The sequence below is a fragment of the Bradyrhizobium sp. SZCCHNR1051 genome (assembly GCF_032489615.1).
Taxonomy (GTDB): domain Bacteria; phylum Pseudomonadota; class Alphaproteobacteria; order Rhizobiales; family Xanthobacteraceae; genus Bradyrhizobium.
Window position 1 is genome coordinate 24495 of sequence record NZ_JAUEYJ010000020.1, and the last position, 20465, is coordinate 44959.

The following is a 20465-nucleotide window of genomic DNA, read 5'->3' on the forward strand; positions in this document are numbered from 1 at the left end:
TGTCGTCCGCCATTTTGACGTCGCGCGTCTCAAGCGGATTGTTCTGATGTGTGGCATCGCTGGGATCATCGGACGGGTGGACGACGACAACCGCGCCGCGCTGCAGCGGATGAACGACGCCATGCTCCATCGTGGTCCGGATGCCGGGGGAATTTGGGCCTCGGCCGCGGACGAGCGTGGCTGGGGCGCGCTGCTGGCGCACCGCCGGCTCGCAATCCTCGATCTGTCGCCCGCCGGTGTGCAGCCGATGATCGATCCGGTCACCGGGCACGTCATCGTCTTCAACGGCGAGATCTATAATTTTGCCGATCTGCGGCAGCGTCTGGTCAACGACGGCCAGCAGTTCAGCTCGACGGGCGATACCGCGGTGATGCTGCGCGCGCTCGGCCTGCATGGGCCAAAGGCGGTGGCCTGGTTGCGCGGCATGTTTGCGTTCGCCTGCTGGGACCCGAAGGAGCGCCGGCTGCTGCTGGCGCGCGATCCCCTCGGCATCAAGCCGCTGTATGTCGCCCGCGCGTCGAAGCCCGATGCGGGCTGGTCGGTGGCCTTCGCATCCGAGCTGCGCGCTCTCCTGGCGTCCGGTCTTCTGGGCAGGCCCCAGCTCGATCCGCAGGCCGTCGCCAGCGGCGTCTGGAACGGCTTCGTGGTCGGCCCCGGCACGGCGGTCAAGGGGGTCGAGCTGCTGTCTCCCGGCCATCTCACCGCGTTCGACGGTGTCGGCAACACCATCCGCGACGAGGATTTCTGGTCGATCCCCGAGCGCGCCTCGGACCCGACGATGGATGAGGATCAGCTTGCCGCGATCCTGGAGGAGGGGCTGAGGCTGCATCTCGCCAGCGACGTGCCGCTTGCGGTGTTTCTCTCGGGCGGCGTCGATTCCTCGGTCATGGCCAATCTGGCGCAGCGTGCGGCCAAGAGCCGGATCCACACCTTCACGCTGGCGTTCGAGGAGCAGGAGCTGAACGAGGGGCCGATCGCGCGGCAGATCGCCGCCGCGATCGGGACCGAGCATCACGAGGTGGTGCTGACCGAGCAGCACTTCGTCGACAACCTCGAAGCGGCGCTCGACAGCCTGGACCAGCCGACCTTCGACGGCCTGAACTCCTACTACATGTCGCATGCCATCCGCGGCGCAGGCTTCACGGTGGCGCTGTCGGGGACCGGCGGCGACGAGCTGTTCGGCGGCTACACGTCGTTTCGCGACCTGCCGGTCCTGCAGCGATGGTCGAAGCGTACGGCCTGGGTGCCGGCCGGCCTGAAGGTTGCTGCGGCGAAGCTGGCTGCCAATATGCTGTCACCCTCGGGCGGGACGGTCGCGCCGCAGACGCGCTGGGCCAAGCTCCCGGAGATGGTTCGACGCGGCGATGATCTTCTGGCGCTCTACCAGATGGCCTATGCGCTGTTCCTGCCCGGTTTTCAGCGCGAGCTGCTCGCGCCGGACCTCGTCGATACGCTGAGCGATGGGCTGCCGGCCGCGATGAGAGCGAAGATCACCGCGGAGACCCGCGCACGCGCCCCGCTGTCGGCGATCAGCGTCATGGAGCAGCGCCTGTTTCTGGGCGAGCGCCTGCTGCGCGACAATGACGTGGCGAGCATGGCGGCCTCGCTGGAGCAGCGGGTGCCGCTGGTCGATCAGGTGCTGTTCGAAAGCGTCGACCGGCTGCCAGATGCGACGCGCTATCAGCCGCTGCGAAGCAAGGCGATGCTCAGGCGGATAGGCCTGCGTGGCCTCGATCCGTCGCTGTTCGACCGGCCGAAGAGCGGGTTCGTGCTGCCGCTCGATCGCTGGATCCGGCGCGGCCTGCAGGATGCAATGGACCGGACCCTGCGGGACCCGCAGGCCGTTGCGCCGGTGGGGCTGGACCCCACGGCCGTGGAGCGCCTCTGGCGCGCCTTCCTCGATGGCGCTCCGGGGATCTATTGGTCGCGCGTATGGTCGATCTATGTGTTCGTGCGTTGGTGCCACCGTCACCGCGTCTTCCGCTGACGTCCGACATCAGAAGAGCCGGCGCCAGATGCGCGTGCTCAGGCCTCCGGCATGACGCTTCCGCCGCACACCGGCACGCGAACGCCGGTCACGAAGCCTGCGAGGTCCGAGGCCAGAAACGCGATCATGTTGGCGACGTCCTGATCGTAGCCGCGCCGTCCGAGCGGCACGGACCGCTCGTAGAGCGGCTGCACCTCGTCACGGTCACGACGGTCCTTGTCGGAGATGACCCAGCCCGGGGCGACCTGATTGACCGTGATGCCATGCGGTCCGAGCTCCCGCGCCAGGGACCGCAGCATGCCGTCCGTGGCGCATTTGGCTGCCGTGTAGGGCGCTCGGTTGGGCAGGGCCAGGCTCGTCATCTCCGTGCCCAGAGAGATCAGGCGTCCCCATTTTCGCTCGATCATGGGGCCGGAAAACACCCGCGCGGTGGCCCAGGCCTGCAGGACCGAGGAGCGAAACACCTTGTCGAACTGGTCGGGTGTCTGCTCGACGACGGGACGTTCGTCGAACCATGTCACTGCATTGTTCACGACGATGTCGACGGGGCCGAGCGTGCTCTCGGCGATGCGGCGCATCGCCTGGACATCTTCAAGCACGGCAACGTCACCCGACATCGTACACGCGTGCTGCGGCTGAAGCTCGTTCAGCTCATCGCAGAGTCGTTCGGCAGCAGCGCGTGCCGTCAGATAGTGGATGGCGACCTTGGCACCACAGGCCGCCAGCGTCCGGGCGATCGGACGGCCGAGTTCTCCGGCCGCTCCCGTGACCAGCGCGACCTTGCCCGACAGATCGATCTGGAGCGGCGACCTCAACGGTCTCAGCGCCGGATCGTCCGGCAGGGGACCGAGCGTATTTCGTCGAATTCGTCGTGCAACTGCGCTCGCGATCCGCATCCACCCGTCCCCCGAAAGTATTCGTTGGCTCGGGTCGAGTATTAAATGCGCGATTAAATAAATTGAATTGCACAATTTGCCGCATTTGTTCGGGTGGGTGCACCGATCGGTTCATAAGGGCGCCGTGCACGCGCTTTTGGTGCCGGCTGCAGCAGCCGGTGAGCGTTGACGAGGGCCGATGCGCTCAAGATGCGCGTGTCGTCGCACTCTCGACGAGACGGTCGCCAAGCGGCCAGTCTGCGCCGGACTTATCCTGCGCTCGGCCTGCGGCAGGCACCGGCCTGAACTTGTGCCGGAGCCGCTTGAAATACGGCTCGATGAAGCGCTCGATGGCCGCCGCGTAGAGGACCGAGATCAGGAGCGCGAGCGGAAACAGGATGTAGGGTTTGGCGCCGATCGCCGGCAAGTTCTTGTCGATCGTTCGGATCACGACGTTATGGATCAGATAGATCGCGTAGGAATAGGTGCCGAGCGTCATCACCCAGGCGTGATTGAGATGACGAAACAGCGGTGCGTCGGCGAAGCGGACCGCGAAGAAGAACAACGGCATCAGTGCCAGTCCCTGAAGGCTGTAGCGGGCGGTCTCCCGGAACACCGCATCACGGTAGACCAGCGAGACCAGCAGCGCCGCCGCTGCGCCGACGAGCAGCGCCCATTGAGCCGCCGACATCCGTCCGGAGGAAGAGCGCTGCCGCACCGGGTTCATGACCAGCGCCAGAATGCAGCCATAGGCGATCGAGTCGATGCGGGTGTCCGAGGCGTAATAGGTGCGGTCGGAGAAGAATTCCGGGGCGTGCACCAGATGGATGCGCCAGGCGAGGACGCCGAGACAGACGAGCCCGAGCAGCGCGCCGATGGTGCGCGGCCGCAGCACCGATCCGAGCAGCAGGGTCATCAGCAAGGGATAGACGATGTAGAAGTGCTCTTCGACCGCCAGGGACCACAGAATGCCGGTGCCGTCGGGAACCGTATTGCCTGGATCGAAGAACAGGCCGTAGTAGTTGGCGAAATACAGGACCTGGGCCGCCAGCCCCTTGGCGGTCATTCCGCCGTCCAGCAGGCCCGCGGCGGTGAGACCGTAAGCGATCGCCAAGGACAGCAGCAAAGGCGGCATCAGCCGGAACACGCGCCGCGCATAGAAGCTGGGAACGTCGAGCGCGCCGGTGCGCTCATGCTCGGCGAGCATGAGCGTGGAGATCAGGAAGCCGCTCAGGAAGAAGAAGATGGTGACGCCGAAGCCGCCGGGGACCATGGCCTGAAGTCCGGAATGGCCCAGGACCACGATCAGCACCGACAGCGCGCGGATGCCGTCGAGTGATGGAATGAGCAGGGATGCGCTGCCATGCGCGTTCTTCCCGCGTGACGCTGTCGGCGCGGCCGCACCGCCGTCGACAGACGTCATCGGCGGCACGGCGGAAGCATCACGAAGGCGGCTGAACTCGAGAATGTTGGCCATGCTGTCCAAATGGAGTCGGAGAAACACCTAGCTTCGCAATTCTCGCGTCAGTACCGCGGCGATCTGTCCGCCGAGCGTCATCGCGTATCGGCTGCGGCGTGGCTGGCCCGCCAGAGCTGAGCCCGCTCCGCATCGATCCGGGCCGTCGCGGCGCGCTTGCCCAGGCGCAGGCAGGCGTGCTGATAGGCGCGGAGGAAGCGCCGGAACTCGAGATCGTCGTAGCGCGGCAGGCCCGCCAGCCAGCTCCGGAAATAGCCCCACAGCATCGCTGCGCTGCCGATCAAGGCGGGATAGGCCGGCAGGTGATAGACCGCCACCGCGAACTGGTACAGCGGCGACGTTCCCATGAAGTACTGGCCGAAGCCCTTCCGCAGGCGTCCAGTCCAGATGCCCTTGTGACTGGCGCCCTGCGGCCGCAGATGGATGAAGCGCAGTGCTTCGGTATCGATGCTCTCGGCGATCCAGCCGAGCATGCGGCAGCGGTGGCAGTCGATGCCGTCCCACATGACCTGGCGCACGAAGCCGCCGATCTCCTGGAAGCAGGCGACGCGGTAGAACTTGGTCATCCCGACCGACATCTCGTCGCCGCAGACCTCAGGCTCCAGGGCGCCGGTCTGCGGGTGGACGAACCACGGCTTGCCTGAGGTGGTCCCGACCCGCGGATCGCTCTCCATTCGCTCCATCAGCAGCTCGAAGTAGCGCTCGGGCAGATCGAGGTCCATGTCGAGCTTGCAGAGATAGTCGAAATCCTCCAGCCGCACCGTCTCCAGGCCGGAATAGAACGCCTCGATCACGCCAGGACCGACCTTGCGTCCGCCGCGATCGGCGCGGCGGATCACGCGCAGATAGGGCAGGCGCTGGGCGTACTCCTCGAGAATGGCGGGGGTGTCGTCGGTCGATCCGTCGTCCACCACGATCCATAGCGCCGGCGGCACCGATTGCGCAGCGACGCTGTCGAGAGTCCGGCGGAGGTACTGGCCCTCATCCCGGCAGGGCGAGACGAGCAGGTAGCGGCGCGATGGCGTCACGTATCAAATCCCTTGCGGAAGACGGAAGGACCGATGCAAACCTGCCGCGAGCAGGGGAGCCACCGGTCGCCTTTCAATAAATTAAATCGTGATTTAATATTATGTCATGGCGCGTGTCAAAGTCATGGTGTTTTTAGTCGGCGCGCCATTTCAATGTGTGGTCGGTCCTGCGAGAAGGTCCCATGGATAGCGTCCGCCTCGTGATCCCCGGTTGCACTCAGGCTCCGTCCCGGTCGTCTGCACGGGTGTCGCGCCGGATCGATGCCGTGGGCATCCGGGCGCTTTGCACGGCCGCGCTTGCCCTGCTGATCCTCAGCGGCGCTGTCGAGGCCGCCGAGCCGGCCGCGTCCACCCGGCCGGCATTGGCCGGCAGTCTCCTGCCGGCGGAGCGCCTGGCCGCCTGGAATCCGGGGTTGATGTCAGCCGGCGGTATTCCGAGCCGCACCATCATTTATCGCACGCTGTCTCCGAGCGGGAGAGACGACAGCGGCGCGATCCAGGCCGCCTTGAACGCTGCGCCCGCCAGCCGGGTCGTGATGCTCAACCCCGGTACGTTCATCGTCAACGAGCCGCTCTTGATCAGTCGCCCGGTCACGCTGCGCGGCGCGGGCGCAGGTGCGACCAGGCTGGTGAAAACCAACGGCGCACGCGCACGAACGTCGGCCGTGATTGCCGGCACGAAGGGAATCCTCACGCCGGTCGACCCGAGCTCGTACAGTTATGATCCCAAGCCTGTCATCATCGTCGGACCTTCGCGCTGGAACAATGGCCCCGACAGCAGCGCGTCGCAGAACCTGCTGGCCGACGGCGAACAGGGAACGTCGACCGTCACCCTCGCCAGCGCCGCGAATATGAAGCCGGGCGATTTCGTCCTGCTCGACGAAGTCTCAGGCGCATCGTGGCAGGCGACGCCTGCCGGTTTTCCGGCGGGAGCGAAGGTCTGGCAAGGCGATCGCGTCGCCTGGAACATGCACGATCCGGTTCAGCCGGGCGATGACAATGCCGGCGCGAATGCGGGAGGCCCCTATGACCAGGCCCCCGGCGTCTTGCCGAAGCCGATGTCGTGGTTCGCCCGCGCCGACCGGGCGACCGCCGAGATCAAGGAGATCGCCTCGGTGACCGGGAGCACGGTGACATTCACCTCGCCGCTCACGATCAGCTATCGCAGGGATCACCAGGCGCAACTCACGCCCTACAGCACCGACCCGAACAGCGGTCGCCACGCCGCCAATCATCGCGACATCCACGTTGCCAATGTGGGCGTCGAAGATCTGAGCATCGTCGGTGGGGCGGACGGCGCGTTGCGGTTCGAAGCCGCCGCTTACTCCTGGGCCAGATCCGTCGAGGTGACGCAGTGGCTCGGCGAGGGCGTGGCGATCAATAATTCGTTCCGGGTCGAGCTCCGCGATTCCTACATTCATACCGGCTCGTGGCCGCAGCCGGGCGGCGCCGGATACGCGATCAGCCTGGCGGCGGGCTCCTCGGAGGTCCTGATCGAGAACAACATCCTCGTCGACGTCTGCAAGAACATGGTGTTCCGGTCGTCCGGCGCCGGCAGCGTCGTCGGCTATAACTATGTCGACGACTCGTTCGATTTCGACAACCCCGGCTGGGTCGAGGTCGGCATCAACGCATCGCACATGGCCGGCGCCCATCACGTCCTGTTCGAAGGCAATCTGTCCCACAATGCCGACAGCGACTACACCCATGGCAACGCGATCTATCTGACCTTTTTCCGCAACCATCTCACGGGGCAACGCCAGCGCTTCGTCGATCGTTCAGGCATTCGAGCCGTGGGTCTCGCATATGGCTCGTGGTGGGATTCGTTCGCCGGCAACGTGCTGGGTCGGCCGGGACGCATGAGCGGTTGGACCTACGACGATCCTTCGATGCAGGCCGGCACGGCGGTTTGGGGGCAGGGCGGTGTCGGCAACGTCTGGATGCTTGGTTATGATCCGGAGCGATGGACCATGGCGCCAGACCCGAAGACGCTGGCCACGGTGATCCGCGGTGGCAATTTCGACTATCTCACCAGCAAGGTGGTCTGGACCGACGGCCTCGCGGCGCAGCCGCTCCCGGCGTCGCTGTATCTGAGCGCCAAGCCGGGCTTTTTCGGCAATCATCCGTGGCCCTGGGTGGATCCGACCGGCGATACGAAGCTGCATACGTTGCCGGCCAAAGCGAGATTCGATGCGGGCACGCCGTTCGCGGCGACGCCGGGAACAACGCAATAGAGCTGGCGTGAGGCTCCAACGGGTTTCCGTCAGGTGCGGACACCGAGTCGCGGCCGCCATGCCGGTCGTGTGCGGCTCCAACGAGCCGGTCGCCTGCTCACGGGCTGAGGAGAGGCGGGCATGCTCTGTTGCGACCTCCGCCAGTATCGCGCGGCCTCGACCGTGACGAGCACGAACACGACCCAGGACACGTCGAAAGCGCGCAGCCACAAGGTCTCGAGAAAATCATACAACATTACGAACAAGGCGACGGACAGCAGGATCCACGCTCGCTTGTAGTCGTAGCGCGCCACGCGACCGATGACGTGAACGGTGGCCGCCAGAAAGACGAGGAGAAAGGCAAGACCAACATAGCCCAGCTCGAGCATCGCATCATAATAGCCGTTGTGGGAGTTCGGCATGGCCTTCACCCAGCCAGGTGCCTCGGTGATGCTCGGTGCGTCTGCCCCGACCAGCCAGAAGCTCTGATAGCCCCATCCCAGGAGCGGCCTCTTCGCGATCTCCATCTCCGAAAAGGCCCATATGGTCGTCCGGCCGGTGAAGCTGGAATCGCCCGTCAGCAGATAGGCGATGCGGCCGGTCGTGAAGCCCGCGAGCTCGCCGAACATGAAGTAGCCAAGGATCATCGCGGTGAGAATCAGAATCGGCGCAAGCCGCAGCGTTCTCGCGATCGCGAGCGTCAGGATGGCCAGGACGGGAGCGACCAGAGCGAGACCGAGCGCAGTCTTCGAGCTCGAGAAGAAGATCAGGGCGATGGCAGCGACGGCAACGACGATCCCGAGCGCGCGGCGGGTTCCGGGATAGAGCAACTCGTGAATCGAGAGCAGGAACGCAATGGCGGCAAACTCGCCCAGCAGGTTCTTTCCTGAGAAATAGCCCTGGTAGCCGATGTCGACCAGCGTGTTGCCGTATAGCGCGTAGGTCGCATAGCCGCCGGGAAGCAATAGTATGTTGAGGATCACGCCGACCGCGAAGCAGAGGAACACTCCGCGCATGATGTTGGCGTTCGGGTTCGACAACAAGGCGGGCAGCACAACGGCGGTCAGAACCATCGCTTCCTGGACGAAGCGGACGAAGGCGAACTCGGGTTTGAATGCCCATCCGATGCTGGCGCCTGCCAATCCGAAGTAAGCGCAGAGAGCGATGATGTTGGGCGGAAGGGCAAGCCGGTCGCCGCGGGCCAGGCGTTGCATCGCAACGACGATGGCGACGGCTGCGAGGACCGGCCAGAAGACCCGGTTCTCAATCCGGCTCTCGAGCAGGCCCTGGAGCCCCGCCGACGGTGGGAAGCTGAAATAGATCAGCGGCTGAATGAGGGACGAGTAGGCGAAGGCCAGCACCGGTATCAGCGCGCAGACGTCGAACGTCCCCGCAGAGGCCCGCGGCCCGGCCGACATCGACGTCGTCGCTGAAATTCTCGGCATCACAATCTGGCTCAGACATTCGAACGGGGCGGCCGGGCCGGCAGCCGCCAGGAATATTGTCGAGCGATATTATCCAGAGATGCAATTAAATAAAAGCGCCTCGTTGTGCGCCTGGGAGACATTGCTGCGACTGCGCCGCAAATCTGCTCTGGTATTCACAAATAAATCGTATTAAATGCGTCGTGTGATTTAAAATTAAATAGTGATATTTTGGTCACCCGCCTCCGTCAGGGAGGTGCGGCCGGGGTCCGCAACCCGGCATCTTCGTGCGGCGGGGCAGATTGAGGGAGAGCGGCTGATGCTGACCACGCATGAATTGCAGGAGCCGGGATCCGCCCTCTATCGCGTAGGGCGCTCCGGGACGGGTCGCGGTCGGCCGGAGGCCGATGCTGCAGCCATGACCGACCCCGCAGTTCCCGACGACCTCGCGCGCGACGTCTATTGCGTCCTCGGGATACCGGTCGATGCCATCGGCATGCGCGGCGTGCTGCGCCGCATCCGCGACGCTGCCCGACGCAGAACGCGGCTTCTCATCTCGACTCCCAATCTCAACTTCCTGGTCGCCAGCCAGTCGAACAGGAGCTTCAGGGAGTCGCTGATCCTGAGCGATCTCTGTACGGTGGACGGCATGCCGGTGGTCTGGATCGCCCGGCTGCTTGGGATTCCGATCAAGAGCCGGACGGCCGGCGCGGACATCTTCGACGCGCTGAAGTCGGAGGCCGGAGCAGCGAACGCGCTGAAGCTCTTTCTTTTCGGCGGCCCGGAGGGAGCCGCCGAACGGGCCGCCCGGACGCTGAACGGCCAGTCGGCGGGATTGCAATGCGTCGGCTGGTCGAACCCCGGCTACTTGTCGGCCGAGGAGTTGAGCCGGGATCACATCATCGACGAGATCAATGCCAGTGGGGCCGACTTCCTGGTTGCCTCTCTGAGTAGCGTGAAGGGACAATCATGGTTGCAGCGCAATCATGAGCGTCTCGAGATTCCGGTCCGCGCCCACCTCGGTGCCGCGCTCAACTTCCAGGCCGGGACGGTGAAGCGTGCACCTGCAATCCTGCGTCGATCAGGCTTCGAATGGCTGTGGCGCATCAAGGAGGAGCCCTATCTCTGGCGTCGCTACTGGAACGATGGGACGGCGATGCTCGGCCTCATGCTCACCCACGTGCTGCCGTTCGTGGTCTGGACCTGGTGGATGCGGCGCACGCACGAGCGGGGTGAGGCGCTGACCATCACGCAGGACCATGGAGCGCGAGCGGTCACGCTCAGCCTGTCGGGGCCCGCCGATGCGCGCCACGTGGACAGGGCCATCCCGGTTTTCCGTGCCGCTGCTGCGTCCCGTAAGCCGGTCACGCTCGATTTCTCGAACGTCTGCGCCATCGATGCGCGCTTCCTCGGATTGCTGCTGATGCTGAGGAAGCAACTGGAAGCCCATGGCTGCATAGCGACGTTCGTGGGCGTTTCGCCGCTGATGGCCCGCATCTTCCGCTTCGGCGGACTGGACCGGCAATGACAGGGGGAGGCTCGTCACCGATCGCATCACAGCTCCCGCAATCGGTGGTTCGATGATCGCCGCCGCGGCGCTCGCCGGCGTTGCGAAGGATTGCCTGAGCCGTGAGTCCGACCAGCGCCCCTCGGCTGATCGCCGCCCATGGAGTGACTCGTGTTCGGAGATTGAGCGTTGAGCGCTGCAGGTCCAAAAGGACGCGAGCTTCTGATCGACTTCTATCGAAGCTGCGCGATGCTGTTCGTATTCTATCATCACACAGCCAACGTCTTTCCGGACTCCGTCGATCTGTTCACGAAATTCAACCCCTTCGCCGAACTGTTCGTCGTGATCTCGGGGTTCATGGTCGGGTACGTCTATCTGCACAAGGAGAGACACGGAGAGCTCGTTGTCCGCGGGTTGAAGGTGCTCGCCGCCTATTTCGTCATCTCGGTGCCGGTCGCGATGGGCATGGCTGTCCTGGGGAAGAAGCGAGAACCGGTGGGGCAGGCGATTTTCGACGTTCTGACGTTCCAGTCCGAGCCGACCTGCATCACGATCCTCAAATTCTACGGGTTGATGTTCCTGCTGCTTCCGTTGATTCTGCTGGTGTTCAAGCGCCGCAGGCTCCTGGTGCTGGCGTTGTCGGCTGCGATCTTCGTGGCCTGCACCTGGTTCAGCAATACGACCACGGCAACCGAGTTCGAGAATCCAGCCGTCATTCTGTTGCTGTTCTCGCTCCAGGCGCAGATGTTCTTCATGATTGGCATCTGGCTCGGAGATCTCCATCGGTCCAACCGCTTGATCGGACCCGCGTTCTACACGGCGCTGGCGGGGATCTTCATCTTCGGGCTGCTGCTCGACTACGGACTCGGCTTTCCCAGCAATGGCGAAAAATACCCCTATCGGTTCGACAAGCTCCTCAACCTGCTTTGGACATTGCCGCTGCTGTTGGCGCTGTTGTGGGCGGTGTTCGCGCGCACCCGGCGATCGCCGGCGGTCGCGCTCATCCTCAACGTCGGCCAGAACTCGCTGATCGCGTTCCTGGGGTCGGAGGTGGTGCGGCAAGCGGTCAAACTCGCGCTCCTCCTGGGGGGCGTTCACCCGCAGGTCTACGGCCAGACAATGATGGGCCTGTTCGATGTGGTCCTGGTGACCGCGGTGCTTTGGCTCTACCGGGCACGCTGGCAGAACCGCCAGACAGTGCTGCACCCGCTCAGCGGGCCGTAGCGGCGTCTTTCGCCTGGAAGTGTTGCTCCAGTGCGCTTGCTCGAATCCTCCCGGGCGGCTTAGCTCATCGCTAACCATTGGCCGCTAGCCTCTCGAGACGCCCGAGGAGGCATGAACTGATGTGGGTGATAACGCTTCATTTTGCAGCCGGGGTCGTTGCCGGGACGATGTTCACGGTTCGCACGCTGCTGGCGCTCGCCGCGATCGTCTTCATGGAGTCTATCGCGGCTTCGATCGTCAGCGGGCTGTCGGCCGCGCTGTATGCCGGCGCCGGTCTGATTGCAGTCCAGGTGGGCTATCTCTCAGGCGTCTATGTCCGCAGCGCTCTGGAGCGTGCCGGCATCGCCCATCCCTCCATTCGCCCCGAGCACCAGCGCTGACGGCCGATCTCTCCTCTGTCACCGGCTCATTCGATGGCGCGCGCTGACAGACCTACTCGGCCATCACGCTCCCGTAACGAGCGTAATATTTATGGTTGTAGTAGTCGCCGAAGTGATTGGCGTAGCGCTTCAGCGCCTTCATGTTCGTCTTGTTGAGCACGACGCCGAACAGGGCATCGTAGACGTTGGGAGCTGTGTTCAGCGCGTGCTCGACCACCTCGGCCGGCGTGCGTCCCCATTCCACGACGAGGACGAAGCTGTCGAGCAGCGCGGAGATGGCGCGCGCGTCGACAACGGGCGCGAGCGGCGGAAGATCGACGATGACGTAGTCATAGGATGCCCGCAGCTGCTCGAACAGCTTGCGCATCTGCTCGTTGCCGAGGATATCGCTGGTGTCGCGCTGTGCGGCGCCCATTCCCGGCAGAAAATCCAGGCGCGTCACCGGGTCGGTCCAGACTGCGTCTGCGAGCTGGCATCCTCCCAGGACGATGTCGGCGATCCCGGTGCCGGCATCGGGGGCCAGCATGGCGGAAAGCGACGGATTCCTGAGGTCGCAATCGACCACGATCACCCGCTTGCCTGAATTTGCGATGAGCTGAGCCAGCGACGCGGCGATGATCGACTTGCCTTCGTTGGGCAGGGCGGACGTCAGTCCGAAGACCTTCCGCGACGTCCGGCTCGGATCCTGGTCGATGGCGACTTTCAACGAGCGGATGGATTCGGCAAAGCGCGAGGTGGGCATGGCGGATGCGGCCCAACAGGTCCCGGGGCCTCTCGAGACCATGCGCTGGCTGCTGTCGGGTTCGGCCTTGTCGGGGGCGGCCTTGGCAACGGCGTTGACCGTCGCCTTCTTGGTGAACCTGTCGACTTCGCCTCGTTTGAGCAGAGGGACGACTGAGAGGCAGGGCAGGCGCAGGCGATCCTCGACCTGGTCGGTCGTCCGAAAGCTGCGGTCCTTGACTTCTGCGAGCAGGCCCAGGCCGCCGCCGAGCGCCAAGCCGCCGAACAGGCCGATCGCCATCAGCACGATGGACTTCGGCTTGATCTTCTTCTTCGGCGGCGTGGCCGTTGAGATCACCCGCGCCTTCGCAATCGGGAAGGAGCCCTGCTGGACTGAGCCCATGTAGCGCTGAAGGAAGGTGTCGTAGAGGGAACGATAGCTCTTGGCGCTGGTCTCCAGCTCGCGGAGGCTGAGCTCGGCCGCCCTGGTATCCTGCGACCGGACAACGGCCTGCGCCAGCTGCTTCTCGATCTCCTGCTGCTGCTGCTTGGACTCCTCGTAATCGTGCTTGGCGACGTCGGCAAGGCGCCGCACCTCGTCGACGATGGCCTGGCGGATGCTCTTCATCGTCGCGCGGATATTGACGACCGCGATATGATCCTTGCCATATTTGGCGGAATACTCGTACTCGCGCTTGGCGCTATCGAGATATTGCTGACGCAAGCTGTTGATGATGAGCGTGCTGTTCGAATTGCTCAAGGAGAGACCGTCGGGCGGATTGACGTTGCCGCTGAGCTCTGCCGGGGAGAAGTCGGAGACCGCGGCTACGCGGTCGATCGTCATATCGGCATTGCTCGTCGCGAGCATGTCGTCGAACCGATTGAGCCGGGTCATCAGCGAGGCGGTACGCGTGCGCACCGCCACCAGACGGTTGGTGAGCTCGGTGACCTGTTGCTGGTCCATGAACCTGCCGTCGGCCGAGACGATGTTGTACCGGCTTTTCAGCTCGTTCACGGAGCGTTCGGCGGCGGTCGCGTCGTTGCCGAGATCCTGCAGGCGGTCGTGAAGCCAGGCGGTGATTGTGCGGTGCTCGTTCGCCTCCGCCTTCAACTGCTGATCGAAATACTCCTTGACGATGGCGTTGGCGATCATCGCCGCCCGATTGGGGTCGCTGGCGCTGAAATCGACCTCGACGACCGTGCTCGTGCCAATTCTGAAGGCGTTCATCCTGCGCTGGAATTCGTCGAGGAGATCGTCCATCGAGGGCCCGTTCGGCTGCGGCGCCGAACTCACGAGGCGGCGAACCGCATCAACCGCACCATGCAGCGGGCTGGCTTTGCCGTTGAAGTCGGGATCGTCCGCCAGGTTGAGCTTGTCGATGACCGCTGTCGCGATCGACTTCGATTTAAGGATCTCGATCTGCGATTCCATGTCGAGCGGCGGCTCGTCCTGAACCGGCGGTTGCGGCTGCACAACTGCGGCTTTCGAGGTGCCGAGCATGATCTTGACGTCCGCCGAATAGGTGGGCGGTAGGATTTTCAGCAGGGCGAAGCTGGCCACGAGCGAAAGCACGGTGGTGATCGCGATCACCAGATAGTGCCGGCGCAGGAATCCCAGCGCCATGTCGAACGGTCCGGGTCCGCTACGTTCCCAACCTTGCTCCTGTGGAGAGGGGGAGGCAACCGTGCTCGCGTTAGGATTGTGCAGCATTTTTGTGAGGCTTTTCAGTTGCGCTTCGGACGTCGGAGCCGCCCGGTTGCCTGCGAGAACGAGGATCTTGTTTTATAACCATTAAATGATATTGGAGTGCCGCGCGATTTAATTTATATTAAATCTGATTTTGCTCAGCAAGTGGCTCTGCAAAATTAAATGTCGCCTGCGTGGAGGGCGTGCCTTGCGCCTGCGGCGGCCTTCTCGGCCGGCCGGATGGCGGCGTCCTGGTCGTCCGCATCCCGGTATTTGGCTGCCGCGTAACGGCTTGTAACAGTGGCTCCCGGCCCATTGCCAAGCCGCGGGTTTTGGGCATCAGTCCTGGCGATGAGCATGCCTGCGGCCACGCTTTTGATGGTGGAGGACGACCCGGAGATCAGCCGGCTGGTCAGCGATTTCATGCGCCGGGAAGGGTTCGAGATCGAGGTCGCCGCCACGGCGCCGGCGATGGATGCCGTGCTGCGAAGGCTGCGGCCTGATCTCATCATTCTCGACCTGATGCTGCCGGGAGAGGACGGGCTTTCGATCTGCCGCCGGCTGCGGCAGAGCGACGACATTCCCATCCTGATGCTGTCGGCCAAGAGCGACGAGATCGATCGCGTGGTCGGGCTGGAGCTCGGCGCCGATGATTACATGGTCAAGCCTTTCGGACCGCGCGAGCTTCTGGCCCGCGTTCGCGCGCTGCTGCGGCGCTCCCAGGCGAGCCCACCGCGTGACGCGAGCCGGCGTTTCGGTTTCGACCGGTTCGTGGTCGATGTCGATGCCCGCAGCATCGAGATCGTGGATGCGCAGGCCGCGTCGATCCAGCTGACCTCGGCGGAATTCGACCTGCTCGCCTGCTTCGTGCAGCGGCCACGGCGGGTGTTGAGCCGCGACCAGATCCTGGACTGGACGCGCGGCCGCGCCGCCGACCCGTTCGACCGCACCGTCGACATGCTGATCTCGCGGCTGCGGCGCAAGCTCGATGCCGCAAGCCCGGGAACGAACCTGATCACCACCGTCCGCAACGGCGGATACCTGTTCACGGCGACGGTGAGGCCGGTGGCGTGATGATGCGGCTGACGCTTGCGATGCGTATCGGCCTCATCGTCATCATCGGCCTGCTGGCGATCTGGATCGTCACCCTGGCGCGGTTCTACCGCGCCCGTACCGCCGAGCTCGAAGGCGCGGCGCCGCCGCCGACGCGGCTGGCTGTGCTCGCCGAGCTGATCGAACGAACGCCCGGGACGGAGCGGGGCCGGGTCGTCGATGCCGTGTCCTCCGACCGCTTCGAGGTCCGGCTGGTCGGGGCCGACGCGGCGGTCCGGCCTCCGCGGACAGAGCCCGCGCCGGTCCGGTCCGGATTGCGCGACGCCTATGCCCGCGCGCTGGGTGCGCGCCCGCTGACCATCACCTCCGTGCCCGAGCCGGACGGCCGGTGGCTGCCCCGGCTCGCGCGGGCGCCGCAGAATGCCCTGGAGTTTCGCATTGGCCTGAACGGCGGCGATGTTCTCGTCGTGGACTCGCGCTCGTCGCTGGTGCTGACCCAACAGGGGCTGCCGATCGGCTTCGGCGCAGGCCTGTTCGGAACGGTGGTCGCGCTGCTCGCGCTCCTGATCATGCAGCGTGAGACGCGGCCGCTGGTGCGCCTTGCGGCCGCCGTCGACCGGGTCGACCCCGGCGGGGCGGCGGTACCGCTGCCCGACGTCCGCCGCAATGCGCCAGAGGTTCGCGCCGTGGTCACGGCGTTCGGGCGACTGCAGGACCGGCTCGCCGATCTGATGCAGGCGCGCATGGCGCTGGTCGGCGGCATTGCTCACGACGTTCGCACCTTTGCCACGCGGCTGCGGCTGCGTGCCGACCTGATTCCGGATGACGCCGAGCGGCAGCGCGCCGTGGTCGATATCTCCGACATGATCCGTCTGCTCGACGACGCGCTGCTCGCGAGCAGGGCGGGTGCCGGCGAGCTGCCGCAAGAGCTTATCGCCTTCGACGAGCTGGTGCGCGCCGAGGTTGAGGATCGCCGCGCGCATCGGGCGCGGGTGCGCTTCGACCATGCAGGCGACGGGCGCGAGCTGCTGATGCTGGGCGACCGCGTCGCGCTGCGCCGTATCGTCGCCAACATCATCGATAACGCGCTCAAATATGGCGAGGCGGCGCACGTCTCGCTGCAACGCCAGCCGGAGCACGCCGTGCTGACGGTCGATGACGAGGGGCCTGGGATTCCCCGGGACCAGCGCAAGGCCATGCTGGAGCCGTTCACGCGCCTGGACACGTCGCGCAATCGCGGCACCGGCGGAGCCGGGCTCGGGCTGGCGGTGGTGCGGACGCTGGTGGAGGCCCATCGCGGCAGCATCGAGATCACCGACGCGCCGCGCGGCGCCCGCATCGTCGTGCGGCTGCCGCTGTTTCTCGACGGACCCGGCGACGTGCATTCCGATCCGGCGTGATCGACGGCGGCGTGATCGGGGCGCTGTCTTTGAGCGGTGGCAATCCGCAGATTTTCTCGTAAAAGTTGAGGATGACGACGTAGCCGGCGGGAAGGATGCCATGGCCTCCGTCGCCTCACTTGAGGTCGACGATGCGCCTTGCGCCGCTTGATGATCGCGTGGAGATTGTGATAGGTATTCGATGCATCCTCATTGCATCGCCACGCGGATTGAACTGGGCGCGGCGCCGATTTTGTAAACCCATAGTACCGAATGTCATTCAACCGCACGGGCCGCGCGGACCGCGGAGCCGTGCGCCGATGGACGACGTCGTACCGGCTCGCCCGGGCACGAACGTCCGAGGTCAGGGCAGGATCATCGACATGGCAGCAAGAAAGACCCGCGTGGCGATATTGGGCGGCGGCATCGGCGCGTTGAGCGCAGCCTTTGCCTTGAGCGAGATCGATCCGCGCGGCGAGCGCTACGAGATCACCCTGTATCAGCTCGGTTGGCGCCTCGGGGGCAAGACCGCCAGCGGACGCAACGCCAAGCAGGGCCAGCGCATCGAGGAGCACGGGCTGCATATCTGGGCCGGCTTCTACGAGAATGCCTTCACCATCCTGCGTGCAGCGCTGAAGGCGCTCGATGCGCCGCCGAGCGATCCGATCAGGACGATCGATGATGCGTTCAAGCGGCAGAACGAGATCTTCTACGCCGAGGACATTGATGGCCAATGGTTGCCCTGGCCGTTCTGGTTCCAGCCGGATGTCGATGAATCGGTCTATCCTGGCCGGGACAGCCTGTGGGCACCCGCCGACAACATCGTGCCGCCGCTCTCGACCCTGCTGCTGCGGACCATCGCCAGCATCATCTTCAACCTGAACTACTACCTCGACGACTGGCCGGGCGACCAGAATGCCGAGCTGGCGAAGGTGATCGCCGCTATGCCCGCCGAGCGGCGGGCCCGGCTGGCGGCCGTTGCGCCTGATGGCAAGGGCCACCCGCTGCTGCTGCTGGCCCACCGCGTCGGCGAGAAGCTGCACAGTGACGTGGAAGCGATCCGCCGCGATGCCCAGGGCGACATGGCGGCGCTGCTCCATGCGTTCCGCGGCATCGTCAAGGAGCACCAGAAGATCGATGGCCTCGAGGAAGGCCTGCGCCGGCTGTTGATCCTCGCCAATCTCGGCATCTGCATGCTGCTCGGCATCATCGAGAACGACTGCCTGACGGACGGCCTGGAGGTTCTCGACCGGTACGAATTCCGCAGCTTTCTGGCGCAGCAGGATGAAGAGGCCGCCAACAACGCCATCGTGACCGCTCTCTATGAATACATCTTCGCCTTTCGCGACGGCTCCCGCGAGCCGTCGCAGCAGCAGGTGTCGGCCTGCTCGGCCGTTCAGGGACTGCTGCGGCTGTTCTTCACCTACAAGGGCGCGTTCTTCTATAAATCCGTCGTTGGCATGGGGGATACGATCTGCACGCCGATCTACCAGGTGCTGGCGCGGCGCGGCGTGAACTTCAAGTTCTTTCACAAGGTCACGAGTCTCGAGCCGACCGAGGACGGCAGCAACATCGCGACCATCCACATCGACAAGCAGGTCGAGTTCGTCGATGGCAAATATGATCCCCTGGTCCTGGTGAAGGATTACTGGTGCTGGCCGTCCGAGCCCAAATGGAAGGAGATCGAGAACGGCGAGTACTACGCGCTGAAAGGCTACAATTTCGAGAACGCCTATGGTCCTCCCAACCCGCCGCAGCCGCCCCCGGCGGCGCGGCTCAGCCTGCAGCTCGGCGAGGATTTCGACAAGGTGGTCCTCGGCATCTCGGTCGGCGCGCTCAATGAGATCTGCCAGTCTCTGGTGCAGCAGAAGCCGGCCTGGGCCGACATGGTCGACAATCTCCCAACCGTGCGCACCATGGCGCTGCAGCTCTGGCTCGACTGCGCGGTCGCAGATCTCGGCGGTCCCTACGTGGCGCCTGGACCGTCGCTCGAGACGATGGGGCCGATCGTCACCACCTGCAAGCCGCCGCTCGACACCTATTCCGACATGTCGCAATTGCTGCCGGCCGAGGACTGGCCGGCGCCGGGGCCGCGCTCGGTCGCCTATTATTGCGCCATCATGAGCGACGAGAGCGCGCCGAACAATGAAGAGCTGGCTGCTGATTATGTGAAGAGCGCATCCAACGATTGGATGACCTCGTGGCTCGACACGCTGTGGACCAACATCGGCAGCGGCAGCACGTTCCGCTGGGATCTCCTGCACGCGCCGAGCGATATCAGCGGATCGGCGCGGCTCGACTTTCAGTTCTGGCGCGCCAACATCAATCCGAGCGAGCGCTATGTGCTGAGCCTGCCGGGCACGCTGCGGCATCGGATGGAGCCCGGCAAGTCCGGCTACGACAATCTCTTCCTCGCCGGCGACTGGACCCGCGTGCCCGAGATCAACGCCGGATGCGTGGAGGTCGCGGCGATGTCCGGCCTTGCCGCCGCCTCGGCGCTGTCGGGCGTCTACATTCCGATCGTCTCGACCAGTCCCGAACCCTACATCACCAACGCCTACGTCAACTACGCCGGATGGATCACGCTTCCGCCGGCTCCCTACCTCTGCAACGACTCGACCTTCTACGGCTTCGCCGTGCCGGCCGACCTCGGCGCCTGCCAGCGATTTCTCGACCGCTCCTTCAACCGCGTCGCCGGCCGCGACCAGTTCCGCGTGATGCTGGACATGGCCTTCGTCAACGTCATCCAGGTGCGCAGGAGCCAGGCCGCCACGCCGCCGTTCGCGGAGCAGGGGACGATGTCCGAGACCGATATCGGGCTGTGGCTCTTGGTGGGCAGCTACGAGCGGGGCGCTTTGCTGCCGAAATCGATCGGTTTCGTGCCGGCCTATCTGTTCGTCGACAATGCCTGGTCGGTCGTTGCGGGGCAGGAGGTCTGGGGCTTTCCCAAATATCACGCGACGATCGCCCAGCCCGCCAGCGCGCCATCGAACGATCCGTTCGACGTCTCGGGGCTGGCGATTGCCGGCTACGGGCCGGAGGCCCATGCCTCCCAGCAGCGCATCATCCGAATCGAAGGCACGGCGGGATCGACCCCGACGGCAGCGGCCTCTCCGGCGGATGCGTTCCGGCAGCTCTGTGCGGGGGCCGACCAAGAGCGAATGAAGCAGCTCACGAGCGGGCCGGGCATGGCGTCGTTCCTGGGCGGCGTCTGGGGCCTGCCGATCCCCGTGTTCTATCTCAAGCAGGCGCGGTCGGCGGACAGCCTCACCGCGGCGAGCTACAAGACGCTGTTGAACGGCGCGCTCGACCTGACGGGGCTGCGCAGTTGGCAATTGCAGTCGGGCAGCTGGTCGATCGAGATGAGCGCTCTCGACAGCCTGCCGTTCATACGCGACCTCGGGCTCGGCACGCCCGTCGACGGCAAGCTCGTGCTGACCGCGACCACGCGCATCTGGGCCGAGATCGATTTCACCGTCGCCGTGGCCAGCCCCATGGCCTGAGCAGGTCG

At 64.9% G+C, this 20465-nt stretch carries 13 protein-coding genes; 8 read left to right on the top strand and 5 right to left on the bottom strand.

Translation table 11 applies throughout. From position 1 onward, the window contains the following. Positions 1–46: 46 nt before the first annotated feature. Positions 47–1987, top strand: a complete 1941-nt coding sequence (gene asnB, locus QW868_RS23615) for an asparagine synthase (glutamine-hydrolyzing) (RefSeq protein WP_316231636.1) — start codon at positions 47–49, stop codon at positions 1985–1987. 38 nt (positions 1988–2025) lie between these two features. On the opposite strand, the gene QW868_RS23620 is transcribed toward asnB, so the two are convergent. The 3 genes from QW868_RS23620 to QW868_RS23630 all read right to left on the bottom strand — a co-directional run bounded on the left by QW868_RS23620 (position 2026) and on the right by QW868_RS23630 (position 5367). Continuing rightward, positions 2026–2802, bottom strand: coding sequence for an SDR family NAD(P)-dependent oxidoreductase (locus tag QW868_RS23620; protein ID WP_315739490.1), 777 nt, complete (start codon positions 2800–2802; stop codon positions 2026–2028). 265 nt (positions 2803–3067) lie between these two features. Then, positions 3068–4339 (bottom strand): acyltransferase, encoded by a 1272-nt coding sequence (locus QW868_RS23625; protein WP_316231637.1) that lies wholly within the window; start codon positions 4337–4339, stop codon positions 3068–3070. Positions 4340–4416: 77 nt separating this feature from the next. After that, positions 4417–5367 (bottom strand): glycosyltransferase, encoded by a 951-nt coding sequence (locus QW868_RS23630; RefSeq protein WP_316181442.1) that lies wholly within the window; start codon positions 5365–5367, stop codon positions 4417–4419. 182 nt (positions 5368–5549) lie between these two features. Between QW868_RS23630 and QW868_RS23635 the strand changes: the two genes are divergently transcribed. After that, positions 5550–7601, top strand: coding sequence for a glycosyl hydrolase family 28-related protein (locus QW868_RS23635; protein ID WP_316231638.1), 2052 nt, complete (start codon positions 5550–5552; stop codon positions 7599–7601). A 29-nt stretch (positions 7602–7630) separates the two neighbouring features. Here the strand turns inward: QW868_RS23635 and QW868_RS23640 are convergent, their stop codons facing one another. After that, positions 7631–9025 (bottom strand): O-antigen ligase family protein, encoded by a 1395-nt coding sequence (locus QW868_RS23640; protein ID WP_315781246.1) that lies wholly within the window; start codon positions 9023–9025, stop codon positions 7631–7633. 475 nt (positions 9026–9500) lie between these two features. On the opposite strand from QW868_RS23640, the gene QW868_RS23645 reads away from it, so the two are divergent. The 3 genes from QW868_RS23645 (at position 9501) to QW868_RS23655 (ending at position 12115) form a co-directional block, all read left to right on the top strand. Continuing rightward, positions 9501–10532, top strand: a complete 1032-nt coding sequence (locus QW868_RS23645) for a WecB/TagA/CpsF family glycosyltransferase (protein ID WP_315777005.1) — start codon at positions 9501–9503, stop codon at positions 10530–10532. A gap of 168 nt (positions 10533–10700) precedes the next feature. Then, positions 10701–11735: an OpgC domain-containing protein gene (opgC, locus tag QW868_RS23650; RefSeq protein ID WP_316231639.1), complete on the top strand. Its 1035-nt coding sequence runs from the start codon at positions 10701–10703 to the stop codon at positions 11733–11735. A 119-nt stretch (positions 11736–11854) separates the two neighbouring features. After that, entirely contained in the window at positions 11855–12115 is a 261-nt protein-coding gene (locus QW868_RS23655) for a hypothetical protein (RefSeq protein ID WP_315739498.1), read from the top strand. A 52-nt stretch (positions 12116–12167) separates the two neighbouring features. Here the strand turns inward: QW868_RS23655 and QW868_RS23660 are convergent, their stop codons facing one another. Continuing rightward, the gene (locus QW868_RS23660) at positions 12168–14459 is read right to left on the bottom strand and encodes a polysaccharide biosynthesis tyrosine autokinase (RefSeq protein ID WP_315797559.1); all 2292 of its coding nucleotides are present in this window, start codon (positions 14457–14459) and stop codon (positions 12168–12170) included. A 414-nt stretch (positions 14460–14873) separates the two neighbouring features. Here QW868_RS23660 and QW868_RS23665 point away from each other — a divergent pair, with 414 nt between their 5' ends. The 3 genes from QW868_RS23665 to QW868_RS23675 all read left to right on the top strand — a co-directional run bounded on the left by QW868_RS23665 (position 14874) and on the right by QW868_RS23675 (position 20457). Beyond that, the gene (locus tag QW868_RS23665; RefSeq protein ID WP_316231640.1) at positions 14874–15596 is read left to right on the top strand and encodes a response regulator transcription factor; all 723 of its coding nucleotides are present in this window, start codon (positions 14874–14876) and stop codon (positions 15594–15596) included. Then, entirely contained in the window at positions 15596–16975 is a 1380-nt protein-coding gene (locus QW868_RS23670; protein ID WP_316231641.1) for an ATP-binding protein, read from the top strand. Before QW868_RS23665 ends, QW868_RS23670 begins: the two co-directional genes overlap by 1 nt. Before the next feature lie 362 nt (positions 16976–17337). After that, positions 17338–20457: an NAD(P)-binding protein gene (locus QW868_RS23675; protein ID WP_316231642.1), complete on the top strand. Its 3120-nt coding sequence runs from the start codon at positions 17338–17340 to the stop codon at positions 20455–20457. Positions 20458–20465 lie beyond the last annotated feature (8 nt).